The sequence below is a fragment of the Microvirga sp. GN3 genome, from assembly GCF_055792825.1.
Genome location: NZ_JBVVAK010000069.1, coordinates 13,990 through 36,675, shown reverse-complemented (window position 1 = coordinate 36,675; position 22,686 = coordinate 13,990). Strand labels below are relative to the sequence as shown.

The window sequence follows — 22,686 nt, the reverse complement described above, 5'->3', positions numbered from 1 at the left end:
GAGTCTTGAAAGGTTAGGTTGATGACGACGTTCGATGTGGCGGTGATCGGGCTTGGCGCCATGGGCAGCGCGGCTCTCTTCAATCTCGCACGCCGGGGAAAGCGCGTTATCGGCATCGAGCAGTTCGAGCCAGGGCATGACAAAGGTTCGTCGCACGGAGAAAGCCGGATCATTCGGCTCTCCTATTTCGAGCACCCGTCCTATGTTCCGCTGGCGCGCCGGGCGATGGAGAAGTGGCGCGAGTTGGAACAGCTCTGCGGCCAGACCATTCTCACCGTTACCGGTATCCTCGAGGCAGGCTATCCCGGCTGCCAGGTCGTCGAGGGCTCTCTCGAAGCATCCAGGCTGCATGGCCTCGACCATGAGGTTTTGAGTGCCGCCGAGATCAACCGGCGCTTTCCCGCTTTCAAGGTGCCGTCCCATTGGACAGGGCTGTATCAGCCCGAAGGCGGTTTCCTGCGGCCGGAACGCGCGATCCAGCAATTCGTCGGACTGGCGGAAAGGCATGGCGCAGAGGTTCGCACGCAGACCCGCGTCCTGGCCATCGAGCCGCTTGGCTCCGGCGTGCGTGTGCGAACGGAAACCGGCGAGATCGAGGCCGGGTCCGTGATCATTGCGGCAGGTGCCTGGATCGGTGATTTTGCGCCCAAGCTGAAGCCGCATCTCAAGCTGACGCGTCAGGTGCTCGGCTGGTTCGAGCCTCTGCAACCAGCCTATTACTCTCCGGATCGATGCCCGGTCTTCATTCTCGAATCCGAAGACGATGCCTGCTATGGTTTCCCGGATTTCGCCGGTACCGGCGTCAAGACTGCCTCTCATCGCAAAGGTGCCTATCTCACGTCGGCCGACGACCTGACTCAGGACGGTGGCCCCGCCGACGAGGCGCAGATCCGGCGCATGCTGGCACTTGCGATGCCGGACGCGAACGGTCCGCTCAAGGCCATGCGGACCTGCATCTACACCCGCACGCCGGACGAGGATTTCGTGATCGATCGTTCGTCTGTCGATCCGCGGATCGTCCTGGCCTCGCCCTGTTCCGGGCACGGCTTCAAGTTCGCAAGCGTGATCGGGGAAGTGCTGGCCGATCTCGCTCTTGGAAAACCGCCTGCGAACGACATCTCTCGTTTCAAGCTCGATCGCTTCCGGCTGCAATCGGCCTGAAGTGTCGAAGCATGAAGCTGGAGGCATAGCCATGAAGAGAGGGTACGCCTATCACCTATCCGTCCTGGCCCTGCTGGCGGGAACCGGATTTGCTCGCGCAGAGGATATCACCATCGCCGTGGCCGGTCCGATGACCGGGGCAGTGGCCAGCATCGGCGAGCAGCTTAAGCACGGCGCCGAACTCGCGGCACAGGCCATCAACAAGAATGGTGGCGTGAACGGGAAGACCGTCAAGGTTGTCGTCTACGACGATGCTTGCGATCCCAAGCAGGCCGTTGCCATCGCCAACCGTATCGTCGCCGAGGGCATCAAGTTTGTCGACGGTCATGCTTGCTCAGGCTCCTCGATCCCGGCCTCCGAGGTCTATGCCGAGGCGGATGTCCTGATGATGAGTCCGGCCTCCAGCAATCCGGCGATGACCGAGAAGGCGGCCGAGCAGGGCTGGTCGACCATCATGCGCCTCTATGGCCGTGACGATGCGCAGGGCAAGTTCATCGGGCCATGGATCAAGCAGAACTACGGCACCAAGAAGATCGCCATCCTCCACGACAAGAGCGCCTACGGCAAAGGCCTCGCGGATGTGGTGAAGGCGTCCCTCAATGGGGCCGGAGTGAAGGAAGTGCTCTACGAGGGCATCAACGCGGGCGAGAAGGACTACAAGGCGGTGGTCAACCGCCTCCAGAGCCAGGGTGTCGAATTCCTCTATTTCGGCGGCTACCACACCGAAGCCGGCCTCATCATGCGTCAGGCCGCGGATCAGGGTTACAAGTTCCAGCTGATGATGGGAGACAGCATCGCGACGCCGGAATTCGGGGCTGTGGCGGGCCCGGGGGCCGAAGGAACCCTGTTCACCTTCCCGCCCGACGGTCGTGACAGCGAGGCGGCCAAGGGAGCGCTGGAGCAGTTCAAGCAGATCGGTTTCTCGCCGGAAGGCTTTACGCTGTTCTCCTACGCGACCGTTCAGGCCCTCGCCGAAGGAATCGGCAAGGCCGGCAGCACAGATCCGAAAGCCGTGGCAAAGACCCTGCGCAGCACGAATGTCGATACGGTGCTCGGGCCGGTGACCTTCGATGAGAAGGGCGACATCAAGGATCCGAAATACAACATCAATGTCTGGAAGGGTGGCAGCTACAGCAAGCTGACTCAGTGAGGGAAGACTTGCTCGGGGAAAGCAAAGGGCGGCTCCTGACGGAGCCGCCCGGATTGTATTGAGGGTGGTTTATTCGCCTGCCGCAGCCTTGTCGGGCTCCTGTGTTGGAACGAGGTGCTCGATGGAAACCCAGTCGGTACAGGCTCTGAGAATAGGGGCAAGATATGCACGGTTGCCCTCGATCTCGACGACCCGGCAGGAATAGGCCCTGCGATCACCTGGCGGACGGTATACGACCGTGGTGCCGGGCCTGATGTCCTCATGGACCGATGAAGGCAGTCCGCCGCTCGAGGACATCTCGCCCTGGCTATTGTCTTGCGCGAGGGTGGCCTTCTGACCGGCCCGATAGCGCTCAAGGGCTTGAATAGCCACCCTGGCCCTATCGCGGTAACGGTCGCAGACGACCCTCATGAGGGTTCCTTTTTCGCGTCCTGGATACCAAGTCACGCCACCGATCTTGGCCAGTTCCTCCGCAACGATTTCGATTTCTTCCTCAGTCATTGTCGACAATCCCTCATGAGCAGTTGGTATGTGCTCAGGTCTTGTGAACGCACCCATCTAACCTGACTCGTTGAGTGCTTATGCCCCTGGAGAATTATTGTTCTTGGCTTCGGCGGCTGGCGTTTGGATTGCGCCGAATGATGAGACGTTTGACTACGCTCTTAATTCCATCATGCGTTTCTGCAGGACGGCGAGTTGTTGGATGTAAGGCTGCCGGCGCTCATAGTGGCGGGCCTTCAGCTTCTCGAGAGCGCGGATCTTGATGTTGGTGTCTGGTGAGGTGTTGCTCAGCTTCTCGCGTTCCTTTTCGTAATCGAAATCGATATCGGCCAAGGTCGCAAGGAGAGACTGAAGCAACGGCTGGTAGGTGGGCGAGTACATTCTAGGAAGGAGAGCCCCGTTATTAGGTTCATTGTTATGAAACTTAGTATCGTTCATCTCATCCCTCATATTAACTTTTCGTTAATAGGGCTTGAAGGTACTAAGGTAGGGTTACTCCGTCTGTTGGGAACCCGACAAAACCAGAAGAAATCTTTCTTTCCGATCAACCCACTGTGTTTCGATGCTTTGCCAGGGTAAGGCGAGAACCCGCGCTTGGCTCAGTCCGTTTGTGGCCTGCCGGCAGGAGCCTCTCGAAGCTTTGACGGATCGCGTGGTAGCACTCGCAGGCCGTTTCCTCGAGCCCGACACGGTTGGTAATTCTGATCGTTCCCCGACCCTGGCTAATCAGACCCATCCGCTGGAGCGCACTCGTGACGCTGCTCACTGTCGAGCGCTGAACCCCGAGCATCTCGGCCAGAGTTTCGTGGGTGAGGGGGATGTCGTCCTTGTCAGTTCGGTCGCGGGTGCTCAGAATCGCGCGACAGCATCGGGCTTCCACACCATGCACAGCATTGCAGGCAACGGTCTGGAGGGTCTGGGCTAAAAGGGCTTCCGTGTATCGGAACAGCACCCTGCGGATTTGGGGGCGTTGGTCGATGGCGGTGCTCAGTCGATCCAGGGCGATGCGGGACGCTTTGCCGGAGATCTGGGTGATATAACGGCCGAAAGATTGGCGGGCTACAAGTGCGCTCACGAAGCCGAAGACGGATTCCCTGCCGAATACCGCCATCTCGACGGATCCGCCATTCTGCAGCACGGTGACCAGAGAAACGACGGCATCATGTGGGAAGTAGGTATGCCGGATGGTCTCGCCGCTTTGATAGATGACCTTGCCTCGAGGCAAATCCACGATTTCGAGATGAGGTTCGAGCCATGAATAATCGTCCGGCTCCAAAGCGGCGAGGAGCCGATTTCTTCGGTGAATGGCAGCCTTCGCACCATTCTTCATGGCAGGGTATCACCGTGTTGCAGATCCCCGGTCAGAGAACCGGGCATCTCCTCATGATAATAATAACACAACCTTAGGATGTGCAATTTCGCACATTACTTATAAACAGACGGCTCAGGCTCTGAGGGGACGCCTCACAGGAAGGCGGTCGGCTGCGGAGAAACTATAAGGGCTCCGCTTTGTGCCGGAATCTGACGGACATGCCTCCAAAGAGTATGACGCCGAAAGCGCTTACGGACGCCTTCCAGGCCTGCCTCTGCGTTGATGTCATGGGCCCATGCACATGATCAAAGACAAAACCGGTTTACCGGTCTCATGGAAGAATCCAGCATGGCTGCGGCCGATTCCTTGAGGAGAATTTCGCATTGAGTACGCAATCGTCTTCGTATCAGACACAGGGCAATTCACCGGCAGATTTGGCCGATTGGTCCGCTCCTCAGCTTCTCGAAGCTTATGGCTGCAAGGCGGTATCTCCTGTCGAGGTCACGAGAGCTGTGATTACACGCATCGATGCTTATGAGCCGAGACTCCAGGCTCTGTATGCCTTCGATCCGGATGCGGCGCTTCGCGATGCGAGGGCGTCGGAGCAGCGCTGGATGAACGGGGAGGCGAGGGCGCTCGACGGCATTCCCGCGACGATCAAGGAGAACATCGCCACCAAGGGCACGCCGGTGCCGCTCGGCACGGCGGCGCGTCCGCTCATCCCGGCTGCAGAGGATGCCCCCTCGGCAGCACGCCTGCGCGAGGATGGCGTGGTCATTCTCGCCAAGACGACCATGCCGGATTACGGGATGCTTTCGTCTGGTCTTTCGAGCTTTCACCCGCTGGCGCGAAATCCATGGGACCTGTCGAAGAACCCGGGCGGCAGCTCGGCGGGCGCGGGCGCTGCGGCGGCGGCCGGCTATGGGCCGTTCCATATCGGCACCGATATCGGCGGATCGATCCGCCTGCCGGCCTCCTGGTGTGGCGTGTTCGGCCTGAAACCGAGCTTCGGCCGGATTCCTATCGATCCGACCTATTATGGCCGCGTGGCCGGGCCGATGACGCGCACGGTGCGTGATGCCGCTCTCATGATGACGAGCCTCACGCGTCCCGATGTGCGAGATCCCATGAGCCTGCCTTACCAGGATCTGCCCTGGCTCGATCTTGGCATAAACATCAAGGGGCTGAAGATCGGCGTGATGATGCAGGCAGGCGTTGGCATGACGCTCGATCCGGAGGTCCGCGCCACGGTCGAGAGCGCAGCAAAGGCATTCGAGGAAGCCGGCGCCATCGTCGAAGAGGTGCCGCCCTTCATCACCCGTGAGATGCTCGACGGCCTCGACGATTTCTGGCGCCAGCGGGCCTGGATGGACATGGCGCCGCTGAGCGATGAAGAGCGCGCGAAAATCCTGCCCTACATCCTGCAATGGGCCGAAGGCGGCAAGGCGCTGACGGGCGCAGAAGTCTATCACGGCATGAATCAGATGCTGGTGATGCGGCATGCCGCCGTTGCCGCCACGCACCGCTTCGACTTCGTGATCTCGCCGGTGGCGCCCTGCGTTGCCTACTCTGCCGAGTTGGCATCGCCCATCCACAATCCGGAGGAGCCGTTCGAGCATATCGGCTACACGGTCGCCTTCAACATGTCGGACCAGCCTGCATCCTCCGTCAATGCCGGCTTCACGAAGGCGGGGCTCCCCATCGGTCTCCAGATCATCGGCCGCCGCTTCGACGATGTGGGTGTGCTGCGGCTCTCCCAGGCCTGGGAGGAGATGGCTGCCGACAAGCGGCCTTGGCCAAAGCTGTAGACCGGCGTCAAGGGTGGATTCCCTTCCGCTTCGCTCCGGCCGGGAATGACATCGGGTTTGCCCATGCTGTCATCTCCGGCGGTCCGCAGGGCTGGGAAGGGGATCCACGGAGCCACGGCATCCAGGGCGACATCGAGGCCCCTGCGCATGGGTTTCCTCGTGTGAAAGCTGCTGATAAACAGCCTCCATGACGTACAAAGTTGCCGCTCTCTACCAGTTCGTCCCGCAGCCTGGCTTCCGGGAGCTGAAGGATCCGCTGCACAAGCTCTGCCTGGATCTCGGGATCAAGGGCACGCTTCTGCTCGCCCATGAAGGCATCAACGGGACTGTGGCCGGGGACGATGAGGCCATCGATGCCCTCGTGGCCGAGCTGCAAGAAGGTACGCTCTTTAAGGGTCGTCTCGACAATCTCGAGCTGAAGTTCTCGACGGCGGCCGAGATGCCGTTCAAGCGGATGAAGGTGCGGCTCAAGAAGGAGATCGTGACCCTGGGCGATCCGCAGACCGACCCGCTGCGCCGTGTCGGGACCTATGTGACGTCGGGCGAGTGGAACAGGTTGCTGGACGAGCCTGGCATCGTGCTGCTCGACACACGCAACGATTTCGAGGTCGAGATGGGTACCTTCGAAGGAGCGGTCGATCCCCGTATCAGGCGCTTCAGCGAGTTCAGGGATTTCGTGAAGAACGAACTCGACCCGGCCAAGCATAAGAAGGTCGCCATGTTCTGCACGGGCGGCATCCGCTGCGAGAAGGCCAGCTCCTATATGCTGGCCCAGGGCTTCGAGGAGGTTTTCCATCTCAAGGGCGGCATCCTCAAGTATCTGGAGGAGGTCCCGGAAACGGAGAGCCGCTGGAACGGCGGATGCTTCGTCTTCGACGAGCGGGGCGCGCTCGGTCACGGACTCGCGGAGCAACGGGGCGAGATAGGATCATCCGATGAGTGATCTTGAGGCCCGCATTGAAGCGCTCGAGGTGCGTGTCGCCTATCAGGATCAGGTGATTGAGGATCTGAACCAGACCGTCATCACCCAGTGGAAGCAGATCGATAGTTTGAAGCGGCAGCTGAACGAACTCCTCGACCGCGTTCAGGAGGTCGAGGATAACGTAGGCGGCCCATCCGTACCCGAACCTCCGCCGCCGCATTATTAATCCAGATGATGTATACTTTGTGGGATTGGTTTTCCTGCCCCTTCGCTCTGGCCGGGAATAGCAGCCGGATGTCGTCCCCGGCGGCCTGCAATGCCGGAAAGTGGGGCTGGAAGGAGAGGGCTCTTAAACCTTCTTCACGAAGCTGGTCTTGAGCACGAGGCCTTTGATCTGGCTTGACCGGCACTCGATCTCACCTTCGTCATCCGTCAAATGAATGTTCTTGAACACGGTTCCTCTTTTCACCACGGTGGACGAGCCCTTCACCTTCAGGTCCTTAATGACCTGAATGGAATCGCCCTCGTTGAGGGTGGCCCCGTTGCTATCCTTGACAACCATGCCGTCTCCTTGATGCTCATGCGAGATTGTTAAAGAGGGCTTTGGAGCCTGGCGGCTGAAATGTCCATCAGGTTATCGTCGATGCTGTGCCCGGGGCTCTTCTGCGATGAATACCAAAAATTTTTCGCGACCCCTCATAAGGCCGCAAGCTCTTCGGGCAGGAGATCGCGTTGCTATAGTCTCGACGAGTTGGGGCGGGCCGGCCACTTTTCCTCATCGCTATAAGGCGGGCAAGAAGTACTTGGCGGAAGCATTTGGTCTCGAACTCGTCGAGATGCCCCATGCGTTGCGTGAGGCGGCTTGGCTCGACCAGAACCCGCAGGCACGGGCTGAGGACATCAACAGCGCTTTCGCGGATTCGTCGATCAAAGGTGTCATTGTTAGCATCGGCGGTGACGATGCGATTCGTCTGATCCCGCATATCGACCTGAACGTGATCGCGGACAATCCAAAAATCTTCCTCGGCTATTCCGATCCGACCGTCCTGCATTTCGGCTGTCTCAAGGCAGGCCTTGGCTCGTTCTACGGCCCGACGATCATGACGGGCTTTGCTGAGAACGGCGGCATGCATGCTTATGCCGAGAACTCCCTGCGCAAGGCGATCTTTCAAACGGCGCCTATCGGCGAGATCGAACCGAACAGGGAAGGGTGGACCGTCGAGCACCTGCCTTGGAAAGACCCTGAGAATCAAAACCGCCGCAGAACACTGATGCCCTCGACGGGACCGCGAACTCTGCAGGGAACCGGTACCGTGCAGGGACATCTCATCGGCGGGTGCGCCGAGGTTCTGGAGACGCTGAAAGGCTCGGACTGGTGGCCACCGCTGGATTACTGGAACGGAGCGATCCTCTTCTACGAGACCTCCGAGGAGGCGCCGCCGGCAAATCTGGTCCTGCGCTGGCTGCGCAATTTCGCTGCTCAGGGCATCCTGTCCCGGCTATCCGGCATCGTTCTCGGCCGTCCCGGCGGCCAGACAGATGAGACGTACAGGAGCGAGCAGGAAGAGGCAGTCGTGCGTGCGCTTGCTGAGGCAGGCCTGGAAAGCCTTCCGGTTCTGGCCGAGTGCGATTTCGGGCACACCGATCCGATCGCCACACTGCCCTATGGCGTGATGGCTGAGATCGATTGCAGCCGGGCCCGGTTCACGATGTTGGAGCCAGGCGTGTCAGACATTCACGGCTGATGCTGATCCGAAAACTAACGATGTCGGATCAGAGAGCCGTCCTCCGGTTCGGCCACGCTGGTTACGATCGAACCGGTCGTTTCCTCAGGCGCGACTTTGCGCAGCTGTTTCACGAAAGCCATCAGACTGTTTGTGTTCTCCGGTTCGGGAGCGAGGAAGGATAGAGCGCTGCTGTCGAAAGGTTCCTCTTCGATCGTACCGTCGATCATGACCGTCGTCTTGATGCCGGACTGGATATCGAAGGAGACGGACTTCACCTTTGTCTGACGCTCCGGATCGACCGGTTCGGCGATGACGAGAGCCACTGGAGGCGCTACCCGCGTTGGGCTGACCGGTGCCCGGACCACGACGATGGATTTCTGCGGAGCCTTGGCGACGGAAGCTGAACGAGACGGCTTGTCCTGGGGCTTCTTGTCGGAGACGTCGGCCGGTTCGCGGGCAGGTTCCGAAACCGCCATGTACTCAGTCGGCCCGGAAAGGAGTTTCTGAAGTCGCTCCTCCGCCTCTGAGGCTTCTCTCTGCGCCGATGAGCCGAAGGCCGCGGTGAGAGGGTACTTAGACTTTTCCGCCTCAGCCTTTGCTTTCGCAGCTTCTGCCGCCTTCGCCGCCGCAATCCGCTTCTTCGCCTCGGCAGTCTGGGCGCGGTTGTTGGTGCTGTAGGAGTACTGTTTTCCGTTGATCTCGTAGCGGACCAACCGGGCCTCCGCACCACTGAACATCATCCCATGCGTGATGATGGAGGCTCCAAGCAAAATAAGCGTCTTGTTCATCGGCCTATAAGAGCGCGTTGGCCCTTCCCCTTGCTCGGGTAAAACTCATTTAATGACTGTGGCAAATCTGTGGCCAAGGATAAATAATCCGATGGCTCGTAAGGGGTATGTATTCGTAATACTGATGCTTCACAAAGTAATTGCTACAAGATTCTCATAGTTTATTGATGAGAATTATTTATCGCGATGATGACTAAGTTCATCTACTTTATATCATATGTCCATATGTTATATTATTTGATTTGATCAAGCCTGAAGAGGCGATCGAGAAGCTCAAAATCGGGTGGCGCCTTTTAGATTTGGCTGCCCTCGTCATGTTTCTCATGCAAGCTTGGCAGGGACCCGTTGCATAGAAATCATGCCCGGCAATTTGTGACGATGCCATTCGACTGGCGCCTCGTTCGTCGGAGCTCGCCACATCTCCGTCAAATCAACGGTTTGAGGTGGAGGCAGCCCACGGAACAGGAGGGAGGGCTATCCGGTTGCCAGGGACGCAGCTATGCGAACTTCGCCTTTCGTCTAACTTTACTCGGGCTCAGCCATCCCTTGTTACCGAGCCTCTCTCAAAAGCGCGACATGCCCTCGAACTGGAGTAGGCACTCATGAAACGCCGCAATTTTCTCGCCACTGCTGGCACCGGCCTTGCCGCAGGCGCCGTCGCCAAGCCCGCCATTGCTCAGTCCAGCCCGGAAATCCGTTGGCGTCTGACCTCCGGCTTCCCGAAGTCGCTCGACACCATCTATGGCGGCGCCGACTTTTTGGCGAAGTACGTATCTGCAGCCACCGACGGCAAGTTCCAGATCCAGCCGTTCTCGGCCGGTGAAATCGTTGGCACCTTCCAGGCTGCCGATGCGGTCGCTGCCGGTACGGTCGAGATGTCCCATACGGCGGCCTATTACTACGTCGGCAAGGACCCGACCTTCGCGGCCGCAGCGGCACTTCCGTTCACGCTCAATGCCCGCCAGCTCAACGCCTGGAACTACCACGGCGGCGGCATCGGCCTCGTGAACGAGTTCATGGCCAAGCACAACCTCTATGCCCTTCCTGGCGGCAATACCGGTACCCAGATGGGCGGCTGGTTCCGCAAGGAGATCAAGACGCTCCAGGACCTGCAGGGTCTGAAGATGCGCATCGCCGGTATCGCCGGGCAGGTGATGCAGAAGCTCGGCGTCATTCCGCAGCAGGTGGCCGGCGGCGACATTTATCCGTCGCTCGAGCGCGGCACCATCGATGCGGCCGAATGGATCGGCCCGTACGACGACGAGAAGCTCGGCTTCCAGAAGGTTGCGCCGTATTACTACTATCCAGGCTTCTGGGAGGGCGGCCTGACGATCCACTTCCTGTTCAACAAGGGCAAGTGGGAATCCCTGCCGAAGAACTATCAGGCGATCCTCGAATCCGCCTGCATGGCCGCCAACATGGACATGCTCGCCAAGTACGACGCCAAGAATCCGGCCGCCCTGCGCAGCCTCGTCGGCGCCGGCGCTCAGCTGCGTCCGTTCTCGCAGGAGATCCTCGACGCCGCCTACAAGGCGACGAATGAGGTTTATGCCGAGATTTCCGCACAGAATGCGGACTTCAAGAAGGTGATCGATTCGATCCGCGCCTTCCGGAACGAGGAATATCTTTGGTTCCAAGTGGCCGAATACGCCTTCGACACATACATGATCCGCGCCCGTACCCGCGGCTAAGTATTTTGCCGTGACTTGATTGAGAACCCGACGCTGACCCTTCAGCGCCGGGTTTTCTTTTCGCGGCATCCCGTGCATGGCTCAGTTGAGCTCAATGGTGCGGACCGTGACTTGCATTGAGGACCCGCAGACCTGATCTGATAAGTCTCTGCGGCTCAAACGCAGAAGCAACCAGAAAGCTGCCTCGCCATGCCTCTCTTTTCGGTCCTCGATCTCGCGCCCGTTCCTGAAGGCTTCACACCTTCCGATGCCTTGCGCAATACGCTTGATCTGGCCCAGCACGCTGAACGATGGGGCTACAATCGTTACTGGCTTGCCGAGCACCACAACATGGTCGGCATCGCGAGTGCTGCAACGAGTGTCGTGATCGCCCACGTAGCCGGCGGCACCAACACCATGCGCGTCGGCGCGGGCGGCATCATGCTGCCGAACCATGCGCCGCTCGTCATCGCTGAGCAGTTCGGCACTCTAGATGCTCTGTTCCCAGGGCGGATCGACCTCGGCGTCGGGCGTGCGCCCGGCACCGATCAGCGTACGCTTCGTGCGCTACGCCGCGACCCCACCAGCGCCGATACTTTCCCGCAGGACGTGCTCGAATTGCAGGCTCTGCTCGGAGTCGTGCAGCCGGATCAGGCGATCCGGGCGGTGCCGGGAGCGGGTTCGAACGTGCCGATCTGGGTTCTCGGCTCCAGCCTGTTCGGGGCGCAGCTCGCCGCGATGCTGGGTTTGCCTTACGCCTTCGCGTCGCATTTCGCGCCCGGCGCCCTGATGCAGGCGCTGCAGGTTTATCGCGAGCGCTTCCAGCCTTCGGCCCAACTCGACCGGCCATACGCCATGGTCGGCGTCAACGTGATCGCCGCCGATACGGATGACGAGGCGCGCCATCTTTTCACCTCGGCGCAGCAATCCTTCACCAATCTGTTCCGCGGTGCGCGCGGCAGGCTTCAACCGCCCATCGACGACATCGAGAGCTACTGGACGCCCAGCGAGAAGGCGCAGGCCATGAACATGTTGTCCTGCTCCTTCGTCGGATCGCCCAAGACGGTGCAGGACGGGTTGGAGAATTTCATCGCACAGACCGGCGCCGACGAGGTCATGGTCGCAGCCGCGATCTATGACCATTCCAAGCGCCTGCGCTCCTACGAAATCCTCAGCGACGTGCACAAGACGATGTCCGCCTGAGCTTTAGGCCGGAGCGCCTCGCCCTTTCAACGTCGGATCAAGCGCATCGCGCAGGCCGTCGCCTAAGAGGTTCAGACCCAGCACCGAAAGTGCGATGGCGACGCCGGGCGCGATGGCGAGGTGAGGAGCCTGCGAGAGATAGGTCTGCGCGTCGCTGAGCATCCGGCCCCAGCTCGGATTGGGCGGACGCACGCCAAGGCCAAGATAGCTCAAGCCCGCTTCCGTCAGGATCGCGAGTGCGAGCTGGATCGTCACCTGGACGATGAGCGCCCCCGCGATGTTGGGCATCACGTCTTCCCAGGTGATGCGCAGCGGATGCTTGCCGATCGCGCGAGCCGCCGCGATGTAGTCGAGTGTCCAAACCTGGAGCGCGACGCCGCGTGTGACGCGAGCGAAGACCGGGATGTTGAACACCGCAATCGCCAGGATCGCCGCGAGCGGCCCCGAGCCCACCAGTGCGCCGATCATGATGGCCGAAAGGACGGCTGGGAAGGCGAATACCACGTCTGAGACGCGCATGGCGATCTCATCGGCGAGACCCTTCCACGCGGCCGCGGCGCAGCCGATGGCGGTGCCGATGGCTGCGCCCAGGAGAACCGCCGGCCAAGCGATGGCGAGCGAGTTCCATGCTCCCACCATGAGAAGCGAAGCGACGTCGCGGCCGAAATGATCGGTGCCGAGAAGTCCCACTTCGCCAGGGCCTTTCAGGCGCATGGCGACGCGCACGCGCGTCGGCACTTCCGGAGTCCAGACGAGCGACACGAGCGCGGTGACAATGAGCAGCGCGGTGAGAATTCCGCCGACGATGAGGGCGGAATTCAGCGGAATGCGGGAGCGCTTGCTCATGACCGACCCCTCAAGCGCGGATCGAGAATGGCGTAGCCGATGTCGACGAGGAAATTCACGACGATCACAAGTCCGGAAAAGATCAACACGATGTCCTTGATCACCACGAGATCGCGCTGGTTGAGCGCCTGATAGGCCAATCGTCCGAGGCCCGGCAGGTTGAACACGTTCTCGACAAGGATTGCGCCACCGAAGAAGAATGAGAGCTGCAGCCCGAGGATCGTCGTAACAGGAATGAGCGCATTCGGCACCACGTGGCGGCGCAGCGTGCCCCCCTTGTCGACACCTTTGGCCCGGGCGGTGCGCACAAAATCGGCGCCGATCACTTCGAGAGTGGCAGAGCGCGTGACGCGGGTGAGCACAGCCGCCTGCGGTAGGGCGAGCGCGACGGCCGGCAGCAGAAGCGCCTGGAAGGCCGGCCAGATTCCGGCGCTCCAGCCGGGAAAACCGCCGGCGGGAAACCAGCCGAGCCAGGTAGAAAAGAACAGGATGAACAGGAGGCCGATCCAGAAATTCGGAACGGCCACACCGAGCTGGCTGAACACAAGCACGGCGCGATCCACCGGCCCGTCGCGACGCGCTGCGGCTGCAACCCCGAGCGGAAGTGCAAGTGCGGTCGAGATCAGAATCGCGAGCAGGCTCAGCGGCAGCGTCACGTTCATGCGCTCGGCCACGAGAGTGGCGACCGGCATCTTGTAGGTGATCGACGTGCCGAGATCGCCGTGAAGAATCCCACCGATCCATTGCAGGTAGCGCACGAGCGCCGGCTGATCGAGCCCGAGCTCCTGCCGCAGGGCCGCAAGCGTATCCTCACGCGCGGCCGTGCCGAGCATGATGGCGGCCGGATCGCCCGGCAGGACTTCCATGATGAGGAAGATCGCCAGCGAGACGGCAAGCAGCGTGACTGCCAGCGAGACGAGGCGGGAGAGAATGAGACGCAGCATGAATTTACTCGACGCCTGCTCCCCCTTTTGCGGGGAGGGGTAGGACGGGGGTGTGCAAGTGTCATCCCCGGCGGCCGCAGGCCGGGAAGGGGATCCATAATATAGCACGTGTCCGTGGATTCCCTTCCCCCCGTTGACGCTTCGGCCGGAAATGACACCCACTTCGTCATGGCCGGGCTCGTCCCGGCCATCCCGATTATGTGGAACGCAGCGCCTCTCGCATCGGGATTACCGGCATAAGGCCGGTGATGACGTGGCGTCGTTCCAGAGGAAACGGCGCGCGGCGATGCGCCAGGCTCACTCGCTCCACGAAACCTCCGTCACATCGTTCGACGGGATCGGTGAGTTCTCCCACAGACCCTTCACTTTCGCGTTCCACACGCCGAGCTTCGGCAGCTGGAAGAGGAAGAGGGCAGGGACATCCTCCGCGAGGATCTTCTGCGCTTCCGCATATTTGGCGTAGCGTGCCTTCTCGTCCGTTGTCTTCGCGGCTTCCGCCAGAGCGGCCTTGAACTTGTCGTTCTTGTAATTGAAGTAATAGTTGTCGCGGGCGAAGATATCGATGTCGAGCGGCTCCGTGTGGGACACGATGGTGACGTCGTAATCCTTGTTCTTGAAGACCTCTTCGATCCACTTCGCCGGGAATTCGGTGGGGATGATCTTCAGATCGACACCCACTTCCGCCATCATGGCGGAGAGCAGCTCCGCCGAGCGGCTGGCATAGGCCATCTGTGGGCTCTTGATGGTGATCGACAGACCGTTGCCGTAGCCTGCTTCCTTCAGCAGCGCCTTGGCCTTCTCGACATCGTAGGGAACGATATTGGTCGTATCCACGAAAGCCGGATGGTTCGGCGAGAAGAAGCTGCCGATGGGCTGGCCGAAGCCGGAATAGGCGCCTTCGACGAGAGCCTTGCGGTCGACCGCATGCATGAGGGCGCGCCGCACGCGCACGTCGTCGAACGGCTTCTTCGCGCTGTTGAGGCCTGCGACGGTCTCGCCCTCGGTGTTGCCGGCAACAGCCTTGAAGCGCGAATCCTCCTGAAATTCGGCGAAGAGTTCGGGTGCGCCCAGGTTGGGGAAGGCATCCACGTCACCAGCCTTCAGCGCGGCCACTTGCGCCTGCGCATCGTTGATGAAGCGGAAGGTGACGCTGTCGAGCTTGATCTTGTCCTTCTGCCAGTAATCGGGATTGCGGACGAGCTCGACCCGGTCGCCGCGCGTCCAGGATTTGAACTTGAAGGGCCCGGTGCCAACCGGATTGGCCTTGTTGGCCTCCGCCGTTTCGGGCGCCACGATGACCGCATCGCCCCAGCCGAGATAATAGAGAAAGTTGCCCGAGGTCTCTTTCAGCTTGATCACCACAGTCGCGGGATCGGGCGTCTCGATAGCGGTGATCGGGGCGAAGATCTGCTTCTGCGCGTTGGTGGATTTCGGATCGCGGGCGCGGTCGAAGGCGAACTTCACATCCGCCGAATCGAAGGTCGAGCCGTCATGGAACTTCACGCCTTCCTGCAGGCGGAAGGTATAGGTCAGGCCGTCCGGCGAGACTTCCCAGCTCTTCGCCAGAAGCGGCTGGACCTTGCCGGTCCGGTCGATGCGCACGAGGCCCTCATACAGATTGACCCAGGTCACTTCGCGGATGGCCACGGGAGCAGCCACGGTCGGATCGAGGCCCGGCGGCTCGATGGGCATGCCCACCACGAGGGAGGTCTTGGCGGCATAGGCCGGGATGACGCTGACGGAGAGAAGAACGGCGGCAGTCAGGAAGCGCTTCGTCATCAGGCTTGAACTCCATCCGGTATAGGCGGCGACAGATCGCGGTGGCCTAAGCTTACGCAGGACGGCGCCGGATGGAAGATGCTCATTACCGATTCTTCACTTAACTTCAGCGTGACTGAGGCTTAAGCATCGGGGGGCGCAGATCCGCCGAATATCAGCCGGTTCGAGGCCGTAGGCGGAATGAAAGGCTAAAAGAATGGCTCTTGAGGCCGCACGGGTGCCCACTGCGAACGGCGCCAGATACCTCCAGCAGCTCTGCAAGCATTGGAGCCACAAGCTGGACGTTCAACTGTTGGAGAACGAGGGCATCGTCCGTTTTCCGGCGGCCGTCGCGACGATGAGGGCAGATCCCGATTCTCTCACGGTTTCGGTCGAGGCTCCTGACGATGAGACTCTGCAGCGGATGAAGGGCGTCGTAGCCTCACATCTCGACCGGTTCGCATTTCGCGAGGCGCCGTTGCCATTCGAGTGGCAGAAGGGGTGACGGGACTGCTCCGCTGTCATCCCGGGGCCGCGTAGCGGAGCCCGGGATCCATAAACACGGCGTGTCAGAAAGAGCGATCAGCGTCATGCCCTATCCTGCACTGTCAGCGGTTATGGATCCCGGGCTCGCCTTCGGCGCCCCGGGATGACAGTGAGGGTATCATGTCCGATGTCATGGCCGGGCTTGTCCCGGCCATCCCGACAATGGGAAGTGCGGCGCTCCTAATCGGGATCACCGGCACGAGGCTGGTGATGACGTCGAAAAACGCTTTTGCTTAAATGCACCGACCGCCGTCGACCTCCAGCACAACGCCGGTGATCATGCTGGCTTCGTCCGAGGCGAGGTAAAGCGCCGCGTTGGCGATATCCTGCGGGGTGGAGAAACGGCCGAGCGGGATCGAGTTGACGAAGAGCTCGCGCTTCTGCGGGGTATCCTCGCCCATGAATGTGGCGAGCAGCGGCGTCTCGCCGGCGACTGGGGCCAACGCACAGACGCGGATCTTGTTGGGGGCGAGCTCCACCGCCATGGACTTGGTCATGGTGTGCACGGCGCCCTTGGTGCTGTTGTACCAGGTGAGACCCGGACGAGGACGCAGCCCTGCCGTCGAGCCGACATTGATGATCGCGCCACCGCCTTGGCTTTGCATCAGCGGAACGGCCGCCTTGGCGAAGAGATAGATCGACTTCACGTTGACCGCGAAGACGCGGTCGAACTCGTCTTCTTCCACTTCAAGCATCGGCCGGTTGCGATGGCTGATGCCGGCGTTGTTGACGACGATGTCGAGCTTGCCGAAAGCGGCAACGGTCTTCTCCACGGCCGCGTTCACATCGGCGGCCTTCGACACGTCGGCGGCGAGGCCGATGGCGGATGCACCGATCTTCTCTGCAGCCGACTTGGCCGCTGCCTCGTTGATGTCGATGATGGCGACCTTGGCGCCTTCGCGGGCGAAGGTTTCCGCAATCCCTAAGCCGAAACCGGAGCCGGCGCCTGTGATCAGTGCGACCTTGCCTTCAAGGCGATTCATGTTTCTTCCCCTGATATGAATGTGCCGGAATTAACCGTGCGCAATAACGAGAGTCTTGGTCGTTGTGAACTCGATCAGCCCCTCAAAACCCTTCTCGCGGCCATGCCCCGAGCGGCCGAAGCCGCCGAAGGGCAGCTCGATGCCGCCGCCCGCGCCATAGCAGTTCACGAAGACTTGGCCGGCGCGCATGGAGCGGGCGACGCGGGTAGAGCGCATCGCATCCTTGGTCCAGACGCCGGCCGCAAGGCCGTAAGCCGTGCCATTCGCCAGCCGAATTGCCTCCGCCTCGTCCTCGAAGGGCGTCGCCACGAGAACGGGGCCGAAGACTTCCTCCTGGGACAGGATGCTCTCGTGCGGGACCGGAGCCAGGAAGGCCGGGGCTACGTAAAAGCCGCCTGCCGGCGCATCGAGCGCCACCGCGCCTTCGCCGACAATGTTCAGCCCCTCGTTGCGGCCGCGCTCCAGATAGCCGACGACGCGGCGCTGCTGCGCCTGGTTGATCATGGGGCCGAGATCGGGCTCGCGCTCGGGATGTCCGGCGCGCAAGCCGCGGAAGCGCTCAGCCACCGCATCGACCACGTCCTGGAAGATGCCGCGCTGGATCAGGATGCGGCTGCCTGCCGAGCAGGTCTGGCCGCCGTTCTGGATGATGGCGTTGACGAGGGTGGGCAAAGCGCGTTCGAGATCTGCATCGTCGAAAACCAACTGGGCCGATTTGCCGCCGAGTTCGAGGGTGACGCCTACATGGTTCTTCGCCGCCGCCGTCTGAACGGCCGTGCCAGTCTCCGGGCTGCCGGTGAAGGACAGGAAATCGATGCCCGGATGAGCGGCAAGGGCCGCGCCCGCCGTGCGGCCGAGGCCCGTCACGATGTTGAGCGCGCCATCGGGGAAGCCGACCTCGCGGGCCAGCGCCGAGACGCGCAGGATCGTGAGCGAGGCATCCTCCGCAGGCTTCACCACGGTGGCGTTGCCGGCCGCGAGCGCTGCACCGACCGAGCGGCCGAAGATCTGCATCGGGTAGTTCCACGGCACGATATGCCCGGTCACCCCGTGCGGCACCCGCTCGACGCCGATGAAATGGGTGTTGAGATAGGGGATCACGTCGCCGTGCAGCTTGTCGGCGGCGCTGCCGTAAAACTCGAAATAGCGGGCGAGGGCAATGGCATCGACGCGCGACTGGCGCAGGGGCTTGCCGTTGTCGCGGCTCTCAAGAATTGCGAGTTCGTCGGCATGGGCTTCGACAGCAGCAGCGAGCTTCATGAGCAGACGTCCGCGCTCGGTCGCCGTCAGCTTGCCCCAGGCGCCGTCGAAAGCCTCACGGGCGGCCTTGACTGCCTCGTCGATGTCCTGGGCGGTTCCGGCTGCGATCCGGGCGAGGAGCGAGCCGTCGATCGGCGAGAGCACATCGAGGGTCAGGCCGTCCGAGGCCGGGCGGTCGCGTCCGCCGATGAGATTCTGGAACACCATATTGGGCGCGAGCGTCGCGCTGACCTGATCGTTCACGGATGTCGTCTCCCTAAATCATCTTGTTCATGCCCGGCACGGCGGCCAGGAGTTGGCGCGTATACGCGTCCCGCGGGTGAGCGAAGAGTTGCGCGGTTTCGGCCATTTCCACAATCCGCCCTTTTTGCATAACTGCCACGCGGTCGCAGATCTGGGCGGCGACCCGCAGATCGTGGGTGATGAAGAGAATGGCAAGGCCGAGCTCTTCCTGCAGCCCTCGGATCAGCTTGAGGATATCGGCCTGAACCGACACATCGAGGGCTGAGACCGCCTCGTCCGCCACCAGCACGTCCGGCTTCATGGCGAGCGCCCTGGCGATGCCGATGCGCTGGCGCTGGCCGCCGGAGAACTCGTGCGGATAGCGCTCGATGGCCTTGGCGGGCAGGCCGACTTTCTCCAGAAGGATGCGCGCCTCGTCCAGGGCCTTGGCCGGGTCTTCACCCTGCGTGATCGGCCCTTCGGCAATGATGCGCCCGACGGTTCGCCGTGGGTTGAGGGAGGCGAAGGGATCCTGAAACACCATCTGGATCCTGCGCCGATAGGGGCGCAGCTCGCGCTGGGACAGGGCGCTGAAGGAAAGGTCTCCGATCTCGATGGCGCCGCCGTCCGGCTCGATGAGGCGCAGCACGCAGCGGCCCACGGTCGACTTTCCGGAGCCGGATTCGCCCACGAGCCCCAGGGTCTCCCCGCGTCTGATGTCGAAACTCACCGCGTCGGCGGCCTGGACCTCGCGACTTTTCCGGAAGAAGCCGCGCCCGCCATAGGATTTGGTCAGGGCATCCACCTTCAGGGTGATCGGTTCACCGGCGAGGAGCTTCGGAGCGGGAGGGGTCAGCGATGGCACCGCCGCCAGGAGGCGCTTGGTATAGGGATGCTGCGGGCGGGTGAGCACCTCCACGGCCGATCCCTGCTCGACGAGTTCGCCGTGCTGGAGCACGGCGACCCGGTCGGCGATCTCTGCCACCACGCCGAAATCGTGGGTGATGAAGAGCACCGCCGTGCCCTTCTTGTGGCGCAGGTTGTCGATCAGCTTCAGCACCTGGGCCTGGGTGGTCACGTCGAGCGCAGTCGTGGGCTCGTCGGCAATGAGGAGTTTGGGTTCCAGCGCTAGGGCCATGGCGATCATTACCCGCTGGCGCTGGCCGCCGGAGAGCTCGTGCGGATAGGCTTTCGCGATCAGCTCGGGGTTCGGCAGGTTGACCTCGGTGAGAAGGTCGAGCACGCGCTTCTCGCGCTCGGCGGGAGTGAGCAGGCCGTGGGCGCGAAAGGTCTCCGCGATCTGGTCCGCCACCCGCATCACCGGATTGAGCGAGGTCATCGGCTCCTGGAAGACGGTGCCGACCTCCCGGCCGCGCACGTCGCACCAGCCAGCCTCATTGAGGGCGAGAAGATCGCGCTCGCCGAGCTTGATCGAGCCGGACAGGACCTCGACGCCAGCGGGCAGGAGGCCGATGGTCGCCATGGCGGTCATCGACTTGCCCGAGCCGGATTCGCCCACGACACAGAGAGTTTCGCCCGGATTGATGGAAAGCGACAGATTCTTGATCGCGTGCTGCCGGTCGGCCAGGGCAGGAAGGCCGATGGAGAGGTTTTCGATCGACAGCACAGGGGAGGGGCTGCTCAACATCATGCTCCTGATAACGATTGAGCTCATCCTTGCGATCTCTGCCGCTTCGTCAATCCGTCTTGTCCGATGCCGTGTTGAGAATGGTTTCAGTCTCGATTCACGAGATGAAGATCGCCGATCTCTATGCTGCCGCACTCGCCGTGTGAGCGAGGGGCACGGAGATGTCATAGGCGACGCCGCCTTCCGCGAAGTTGAGCACCATGTAGCCGCCCAATTCCCCCTCGATGCTGCGGCGGATCAGGCGCGAGCCAAAGCCCTGGCGTTTCGGCGGCGCGACCGGCGGTCCACCGCTCTCGGACCAATGGATTCGCAATTGATCCGGTCGATCGTCGTTCTCGACGATCGACCAATTCATTTCGAGGCGCCCTGCATTGGTCGAAAGCGCTCCGTATTTGGCGGCATTCGTCACCAGTTCGTGCAGCACAAGGCCCAGATTGATGGCATAGCGCGCCGGTAGCCTGACATTCGGCCCATTGAGAACAATCCGTTCATCGCCCTGCTTGCGATAGGGTGCCAGTTCCTGCTCGGCCACATCGCGCAATTCCGCCTCGCGCCAGGATTTGCGTGTCAGCAGGTTATGCGTTTTCGACAAAGCGAGCAGGCGGCCCTCAAAGGCTTCCTTGAATTGGGCCGGGGTCTCGGTCGTGCGCAGGGTTTGGGAGGCGATGGATTGCACGGTGGTCAGGGTGTTTTTCACCCGGTGGTTCAACTCGTCGAGGAAGAAGCGCTGCTGCTCCTCCGCATGTTTCTGTTCCGTGATGTCCTGGAAGATCCCGATGAAATAGACCGGCCTTTTCTGGATATCGAAGAAAACCCGGCCCCTGGAATTGATCCACCGAAGACTGCCATTCGGCAGCCGGATCCGATATTCGTCCTGGTAATCCCCCTGGTTTTTTACGGTATCGTACCATTTCTGAACGACACGATCCAAATCCTCGGGATGGAGGATGTCCAGCCAGTATTGGTGGTCCATGATCTCGTTGGCGTGAGGAAGCCCTAGCATCGCGGTTGCCTGGCTGGACCAGCCGCCGACACTCTTGGTCGGGTCGTACCACCAGGTTCCCATATGCCCTGCTTCAAGGGCCAGGCGTGCTCTCTCTTCGCTCGCCTGAAGCGCCTTCTGGCGCTCGGCCACGTCGTCCATCAGATCGTTAAAGGCCCGCGCCAGGATGCCGAACTCACCGGACTTCCCCGGAAGATCGATGCGCGCCTGGTAATCGCCCTGGCGCCAGGCTCGGATGCCGTTCGTCAAGAGTTCGAACGGTCTCGTGATGAAGGCCCGGCTGAGGAGGGCGGACAGGGACAGGGCCAGGATGAGCGCCGCTGCGATCAGCATGAAGCCGCGTCTCGCTGCCTGGTTGATCGACGCGAAGGCGGCCTTCGTCGACAGGCCTACGTTGATGTAGATGTTCCTGGGCGGGACTCCGAGGGGGATATAGCCCAGAACCCGCTTGACGCCGTCCGTGCTGATGGTTTCGGCAGTCCCGGCGGTTTTCGCCCTGGCTTGAGCCTGATACTCCTGGGGAAGCAGCTTTCCGAGCATGCGTTCCGGATGAGGGTGCTGCACGATCACAATGCCTCTCCGGTCGGCAATCGTCACCGAGCCGTCCTCCGGCACAGTGCGCTCTTTCACCTTTTGATTGAGCCAGCGCAAATCCAGGGCTGCCGCCAAGACGCCGACCACGTCACCTCTGTCGTTCCAGATCGGCAGAGCCAGGGGCAACACGGGGTGGGGCCCAAGACCCCCTTCCTCGAAGACAGGAGTATAGTCTCCGACAACGAATCCCAGCTTGCCCAGCGCATCATGGAAATAGGCGCGATCGGCGAAATAGTGCTGTGTGTCGATGGTCCCGACCGGCCGACAGCGAACATGTCCGCTGATGTCCATCGCCACGAAGGACAGGATATAAGGAACCTTTTCCTGAATGGCCTTCAGATAGGGGCTGCAAGCAGCCGTGTCGAAGGAGCGGATGGAGGGGGTCTCGTCTACGGCAAGCAGCAGGCTGTGGATGCCATCGAAGATCCGTTCGAGCTCTGCGCCCACCAGCTGCGCTTGCCTGATGGCGAGGTCGTTCACCTCGGCTTCCCGGGCGCGGCGCAGAGAGACTTCCGTGTAAGTCCAGATGACGATCGCCGGCAGAACCGAGATCACAGCAAGAAGAAGCAGACGCCTCGTCAGTGTCATTCAAACGCTCAGCTTAACGTTGGAAGGGGAACATAAAGTTCGACGACCGTCC

Annotated in this window: 21 protein-coding genes; 9 read left to right on the top strand and 12 right to left on the bottom strand. The window is 61.5% G+C overall.

Annotated features, from left to right (window positions below; all coding sequences use genetic code 11):
- The first annotated feature begins 21 nt into the window (after positions 1–21).
- Both solA and ACS5Q1_RS27360 read left to right on the top strand, forming a co-directional pair.
- Entirely contained in the window at positions 22–1,161 is a 1,140-nt protein-coding gene (gene solA, locus ACS5Q1_RS27365; RefSeq protein ID WP_473101134.1) for an N-methyl-L-tryptophan oxidase, read from the top strand.
- 31 nt (positions 1,162–1,192) lie between these two features.
- The gene (locus ACS5Q1_RS27360; protein ID WP_473101133.1) at positions 1,193–2,311 is read left to right on the top strand and encodes a branched-chain amino acid ABC transporter substrate-binding protein; all 1,119 of its coding nucleotides are present in this window, start codon (positions 1,193–1,195) and stop codon (positions 2,309–2,311) included.
- Positions 2,312–2,380: 69 nt separating this feature from the next.
- Here the strand turns inward: ACS5Q1_RS27360 and ACS5Q1_RS27355 are convergent, their stop codons facing one another.
- The 3 genes from ACS5Q1_RS27355 to ACS5Q1_RS27345 all read right to left on the bottom strand — a co-directional run bounded on the left by ACS5Q1_RS27355 (position 2,381) and on the right by ACS5Q1_RS27345 (position 4,142).
- Positions 2,381–2,812, bottom strand: a complete 432-nt coding sequence (locus ACS5Q1_RS27355) for a hypothetical protein (RefSeq protein WP_203440253.1) — start codon at positions 2,810–2,812, stop codon at positions 2,381–2,383.
- 153 nt (positions 2,813–2,965) lie between these two features.
- Complete coding sequence (locus ACS5Q1_RS27350) at positions 2,966–3,250, bottom strand: hypothetical protein (protein ID WP_473101132.1); 285 nt, start codon at positions 3,248–3,250, stop codon at positions 2,966–2,968.
- Positions 3,251–3,356: 106 nt separating this feature from the next.
- A complete protein-coding gene (locus ACS5Q1_RS27345; RefSeq protein WP_473101131.1) occupies positions 3,357–4,142 on the bottom strand; it encodes a Crp/Fnr family transcriptional regulator in 786 nt (261 codons plus the stop codon).
- A 365-nt stretch (positions 4,143–4,507) separates the two neighbouring features.
- Here ACS5Q1_RS27345 and ACS5Q1_RS27340 point away from each other — a divergent pair, with 365 nt between their 5' ends.
- From ACS5Q1_RS27340 to ACS5Q1_RS27330, 3 genes are all read left to right on the top strand, one after another.
- A complete protein-coding gene (locus ACS5Q1_RS27340) occupies positions 4,508–5,932 on the top strand; it encodes an amidase (RefSeq protein ID WP_473101130.1) in 1,425 nt (474 codons plus the stop codon).
- 187 nt (positions 5,933–6,119) lie between these two features.
- The gene (gene trhO, locus ACS5Q1_RS27335) at positions 6,120–6,875 is read left to right on the top strand and encodes an oxygen-dependent tRNA uridine(34) hydroxylase TrhO (protein WP_473101129.1); all 756 of its coding nucleotides are present in this window, start codon (positions 6,120–6,122) and stop codon (positions 6,873–6,875) included.
- Entirely contained in the window at positions 6,868–7,080 is a 213-nt protein-coding gene (locus ACS5Q1_RS27330; protein WP_473101128.1) for a SlyX family protein, read from the top strand. Before trhO ends, ACS5Q1_RS27330 begins: the two co-directional genes overlap by 8 nt.
- 123 nt (positions 7,081–7,203) lie before the next feature.
- On the opposite strand, the gene ACS5Q1_RS27325 is transcribed toward ACS5Q1_RS27330, so the two are convergent.
- Complete coding sequence (locus ACS5Q1_RS27325; protein WP_203440244.1) at positions 7,204–7,416, bottom strand: alkylphosphonate utilization protein; 213 nt, start codon at positions 7,414–7,416, stop codon at positions 7,204–7,206.
- 106 nt (positions 7,417–7,522) lie between these two features.
- On the opposite strand from ACS5Q1_RS27325, the gene ACS5Q1_RS27320 reads away from it, so the two are divergent.
- Positions 7,523–8,599: a S66 family peptidase gene (locus ACS5Q1_RS27320; protein ID WP_473101127.1), complete on the top strand. Its 1,077-nt coding sequence runs from the start codon at positions 7,523–7,525 to the stop codon at positions 8,597–8,599.
- 14 nt (positions 8,600–8,613) lie between these two features.
- On the opposite strand, the gene ACS5Q1_RS27315 is transcribed toward ACS5Q1_RS27320, so the two are convergent.
- On the bottom strand, positions 8,614–9,369 hold the full coding sequence (locus ACS5Q1_RS27315) for a hypothetical protein (RefSeq protein WP_473101126.1): 756 nt from the start codon (positions 9,367–9,369) through the stop codon (positions 8,614–8,616).
- Positions 9,370–9,971: 602 nt separating this feature from the next.
- On the opposite strand from ACS5Q1_RS27315, the gene ACS5Q1_RS27310 reads away from it, so the two are divergent.
- Positions 9,972–11,060, top strand: a complete 1,089-nt coding sequence (locus ACS5Q1_RS27310; protein ID WP_473101125.1) for a TRAP transporter substrate-binding protein — start codon at positions 9,972–9,974, stop codon at positions 11,058–11,060.
- A gap of 189 nt (positions 11,061–11,249) precedes the next feature.
- Positions 11,250–12,242, top strand: coding sequence for an LLM class flavin-dependent oxidoreductase (locus ACS5Q1_RS27305; RefSeq protein ID WP_473101124.1), 993 nt, complete (start codon positions 11,250–11,252; stop codon positions 12,240–12,242).
- A 3-nt stretch (positions 12,243–12,245) separates the two neighbouring features.
- Here the strand turns inward: ACS5Q1_RS27305 and ACS5Q1_RS27300 are convergent, their stop codons facing one another.
- The 3 genes from ACS5Q1_RS27300 to ACS5Q1_RS27290 form a co-directional block, all read right to left on the bottom strand.
- On the bottom strand, positions 12,246–13,088 hold the full coding sequence (locus ACS5Q1_RS27300) for an ABC transporter permease (RefSeq protein ID WP_473101123.1): 843 nt from the start codon (positions 13,086–13,088) through the stop codon (positions 12,246–12,248).
- The gene (locus ACS5Q1_RS27295; protein ID WP_203440237.1) at positions 13,085–14,032 is read right to left on the bottom strand and encodes an ABC transporter permease; all 948 of its coding nucleotides are present in this window, start codon (positions 14,030–14,032) and stop codon (positions 13,085–13,087) included. Before ACS5Q1_RS27295 ends, ACS5Q1_RS27300 begins: the two co-directional genes overlap by 4 nt.
- 297 nt (positions 14,033–14,329) lie before the next feature.
- The gene (locus tag ACS5Q1_RS27290; protein WP_473101122.1) at positions 14,330–15,811 is read right to left on the bottom strand and encodes an ABC transporter substrate-binding protein; all 1,482 of its coding nucleotides are present in this window, start codon (positions 15,809–15,811) and stop codon (positions 14,330–14,332) included.
- Between the two features lie 196 nt (positions 15,812–16,007).
- Between ACS5Q1_RS27290 and ACS5Q1_RS27285 the strand changes: the two genes are divergently transcribed.
- Complete coding sequence (locus ACS5Q1_RS27285) at positions 16,008–16,295, top strand: DUF2218 domain-containing protein (RefSeq protein WP_473101121.1); 288 nt, start codon at positions 16,008–16,010, stop codon at positions 16,293–16,295.
- Between the two features lie 274 nt (positions 16,296–16,569).
- Here ACS5Q1_RS27285 and ACS5Q1_RS27280 read toward each other — a convergent pair whose 3' ends face one another.
- The 4 genes from ACS5Q1_RS27280 to ACS5Q1_RS27265 all read right to left on the bottom strand — a co-directional run bounded on the left by ACS5Q1_RS27280 (position 16,570) and on the right by ACS5Q1_RS27265 (position 22,634).
- The gene (locus ACS5Q1_RS27280) at positions 16,570–17,319 is read right to left on the bottom strand and encodes an SDR family oxidoreductase (protein WP_473101120.1); all 750 of its coding nucleotides are present in this window, start codon (positions 17,317–17,319) and stop codon (positions 16,570–16,572) included.
- A 30-nt stretch (positions 17,320–17,349) separates the two neighbouring features.
- A complete protein-coding gene (locus tag ACS5Q1_RS27275; protein ID WP_473101119.1) occupies positions 17,350–18,822 on the bottom strand; it encodes an aldehyde dehydrogenase family protein in 1,473 nt (490 codons plus the stop codon).
- A 13-nt stretch (positions 18,823–18,835) separates the two neighbouring features.
- Positions 18,836–20,449, bottom strand: a complete 1,614-nt coding sequence (locus ACS5Q1_RS27270; RefSeq protein WP_473101141.1) for an ABC transporter ATP-binding protein — start codon at positions 20,447–20,449, stop codon at positions 18,836–18,838.
- A 121-nt stretch (positions 20,450–20,570) separates the two neighbouring features.
- A complete protein-coding gene (locus ACS5Q1_RS27265) occupies positions 20,571–22,634 on the bottom strand; it encodes a sensor histidine kinase (protein ID WP_203440232.1) in 2,064 nt (687 codons plus the stop codon).
- Positions 22,635–22,686 lie beyond the last annotated feature (52 nt).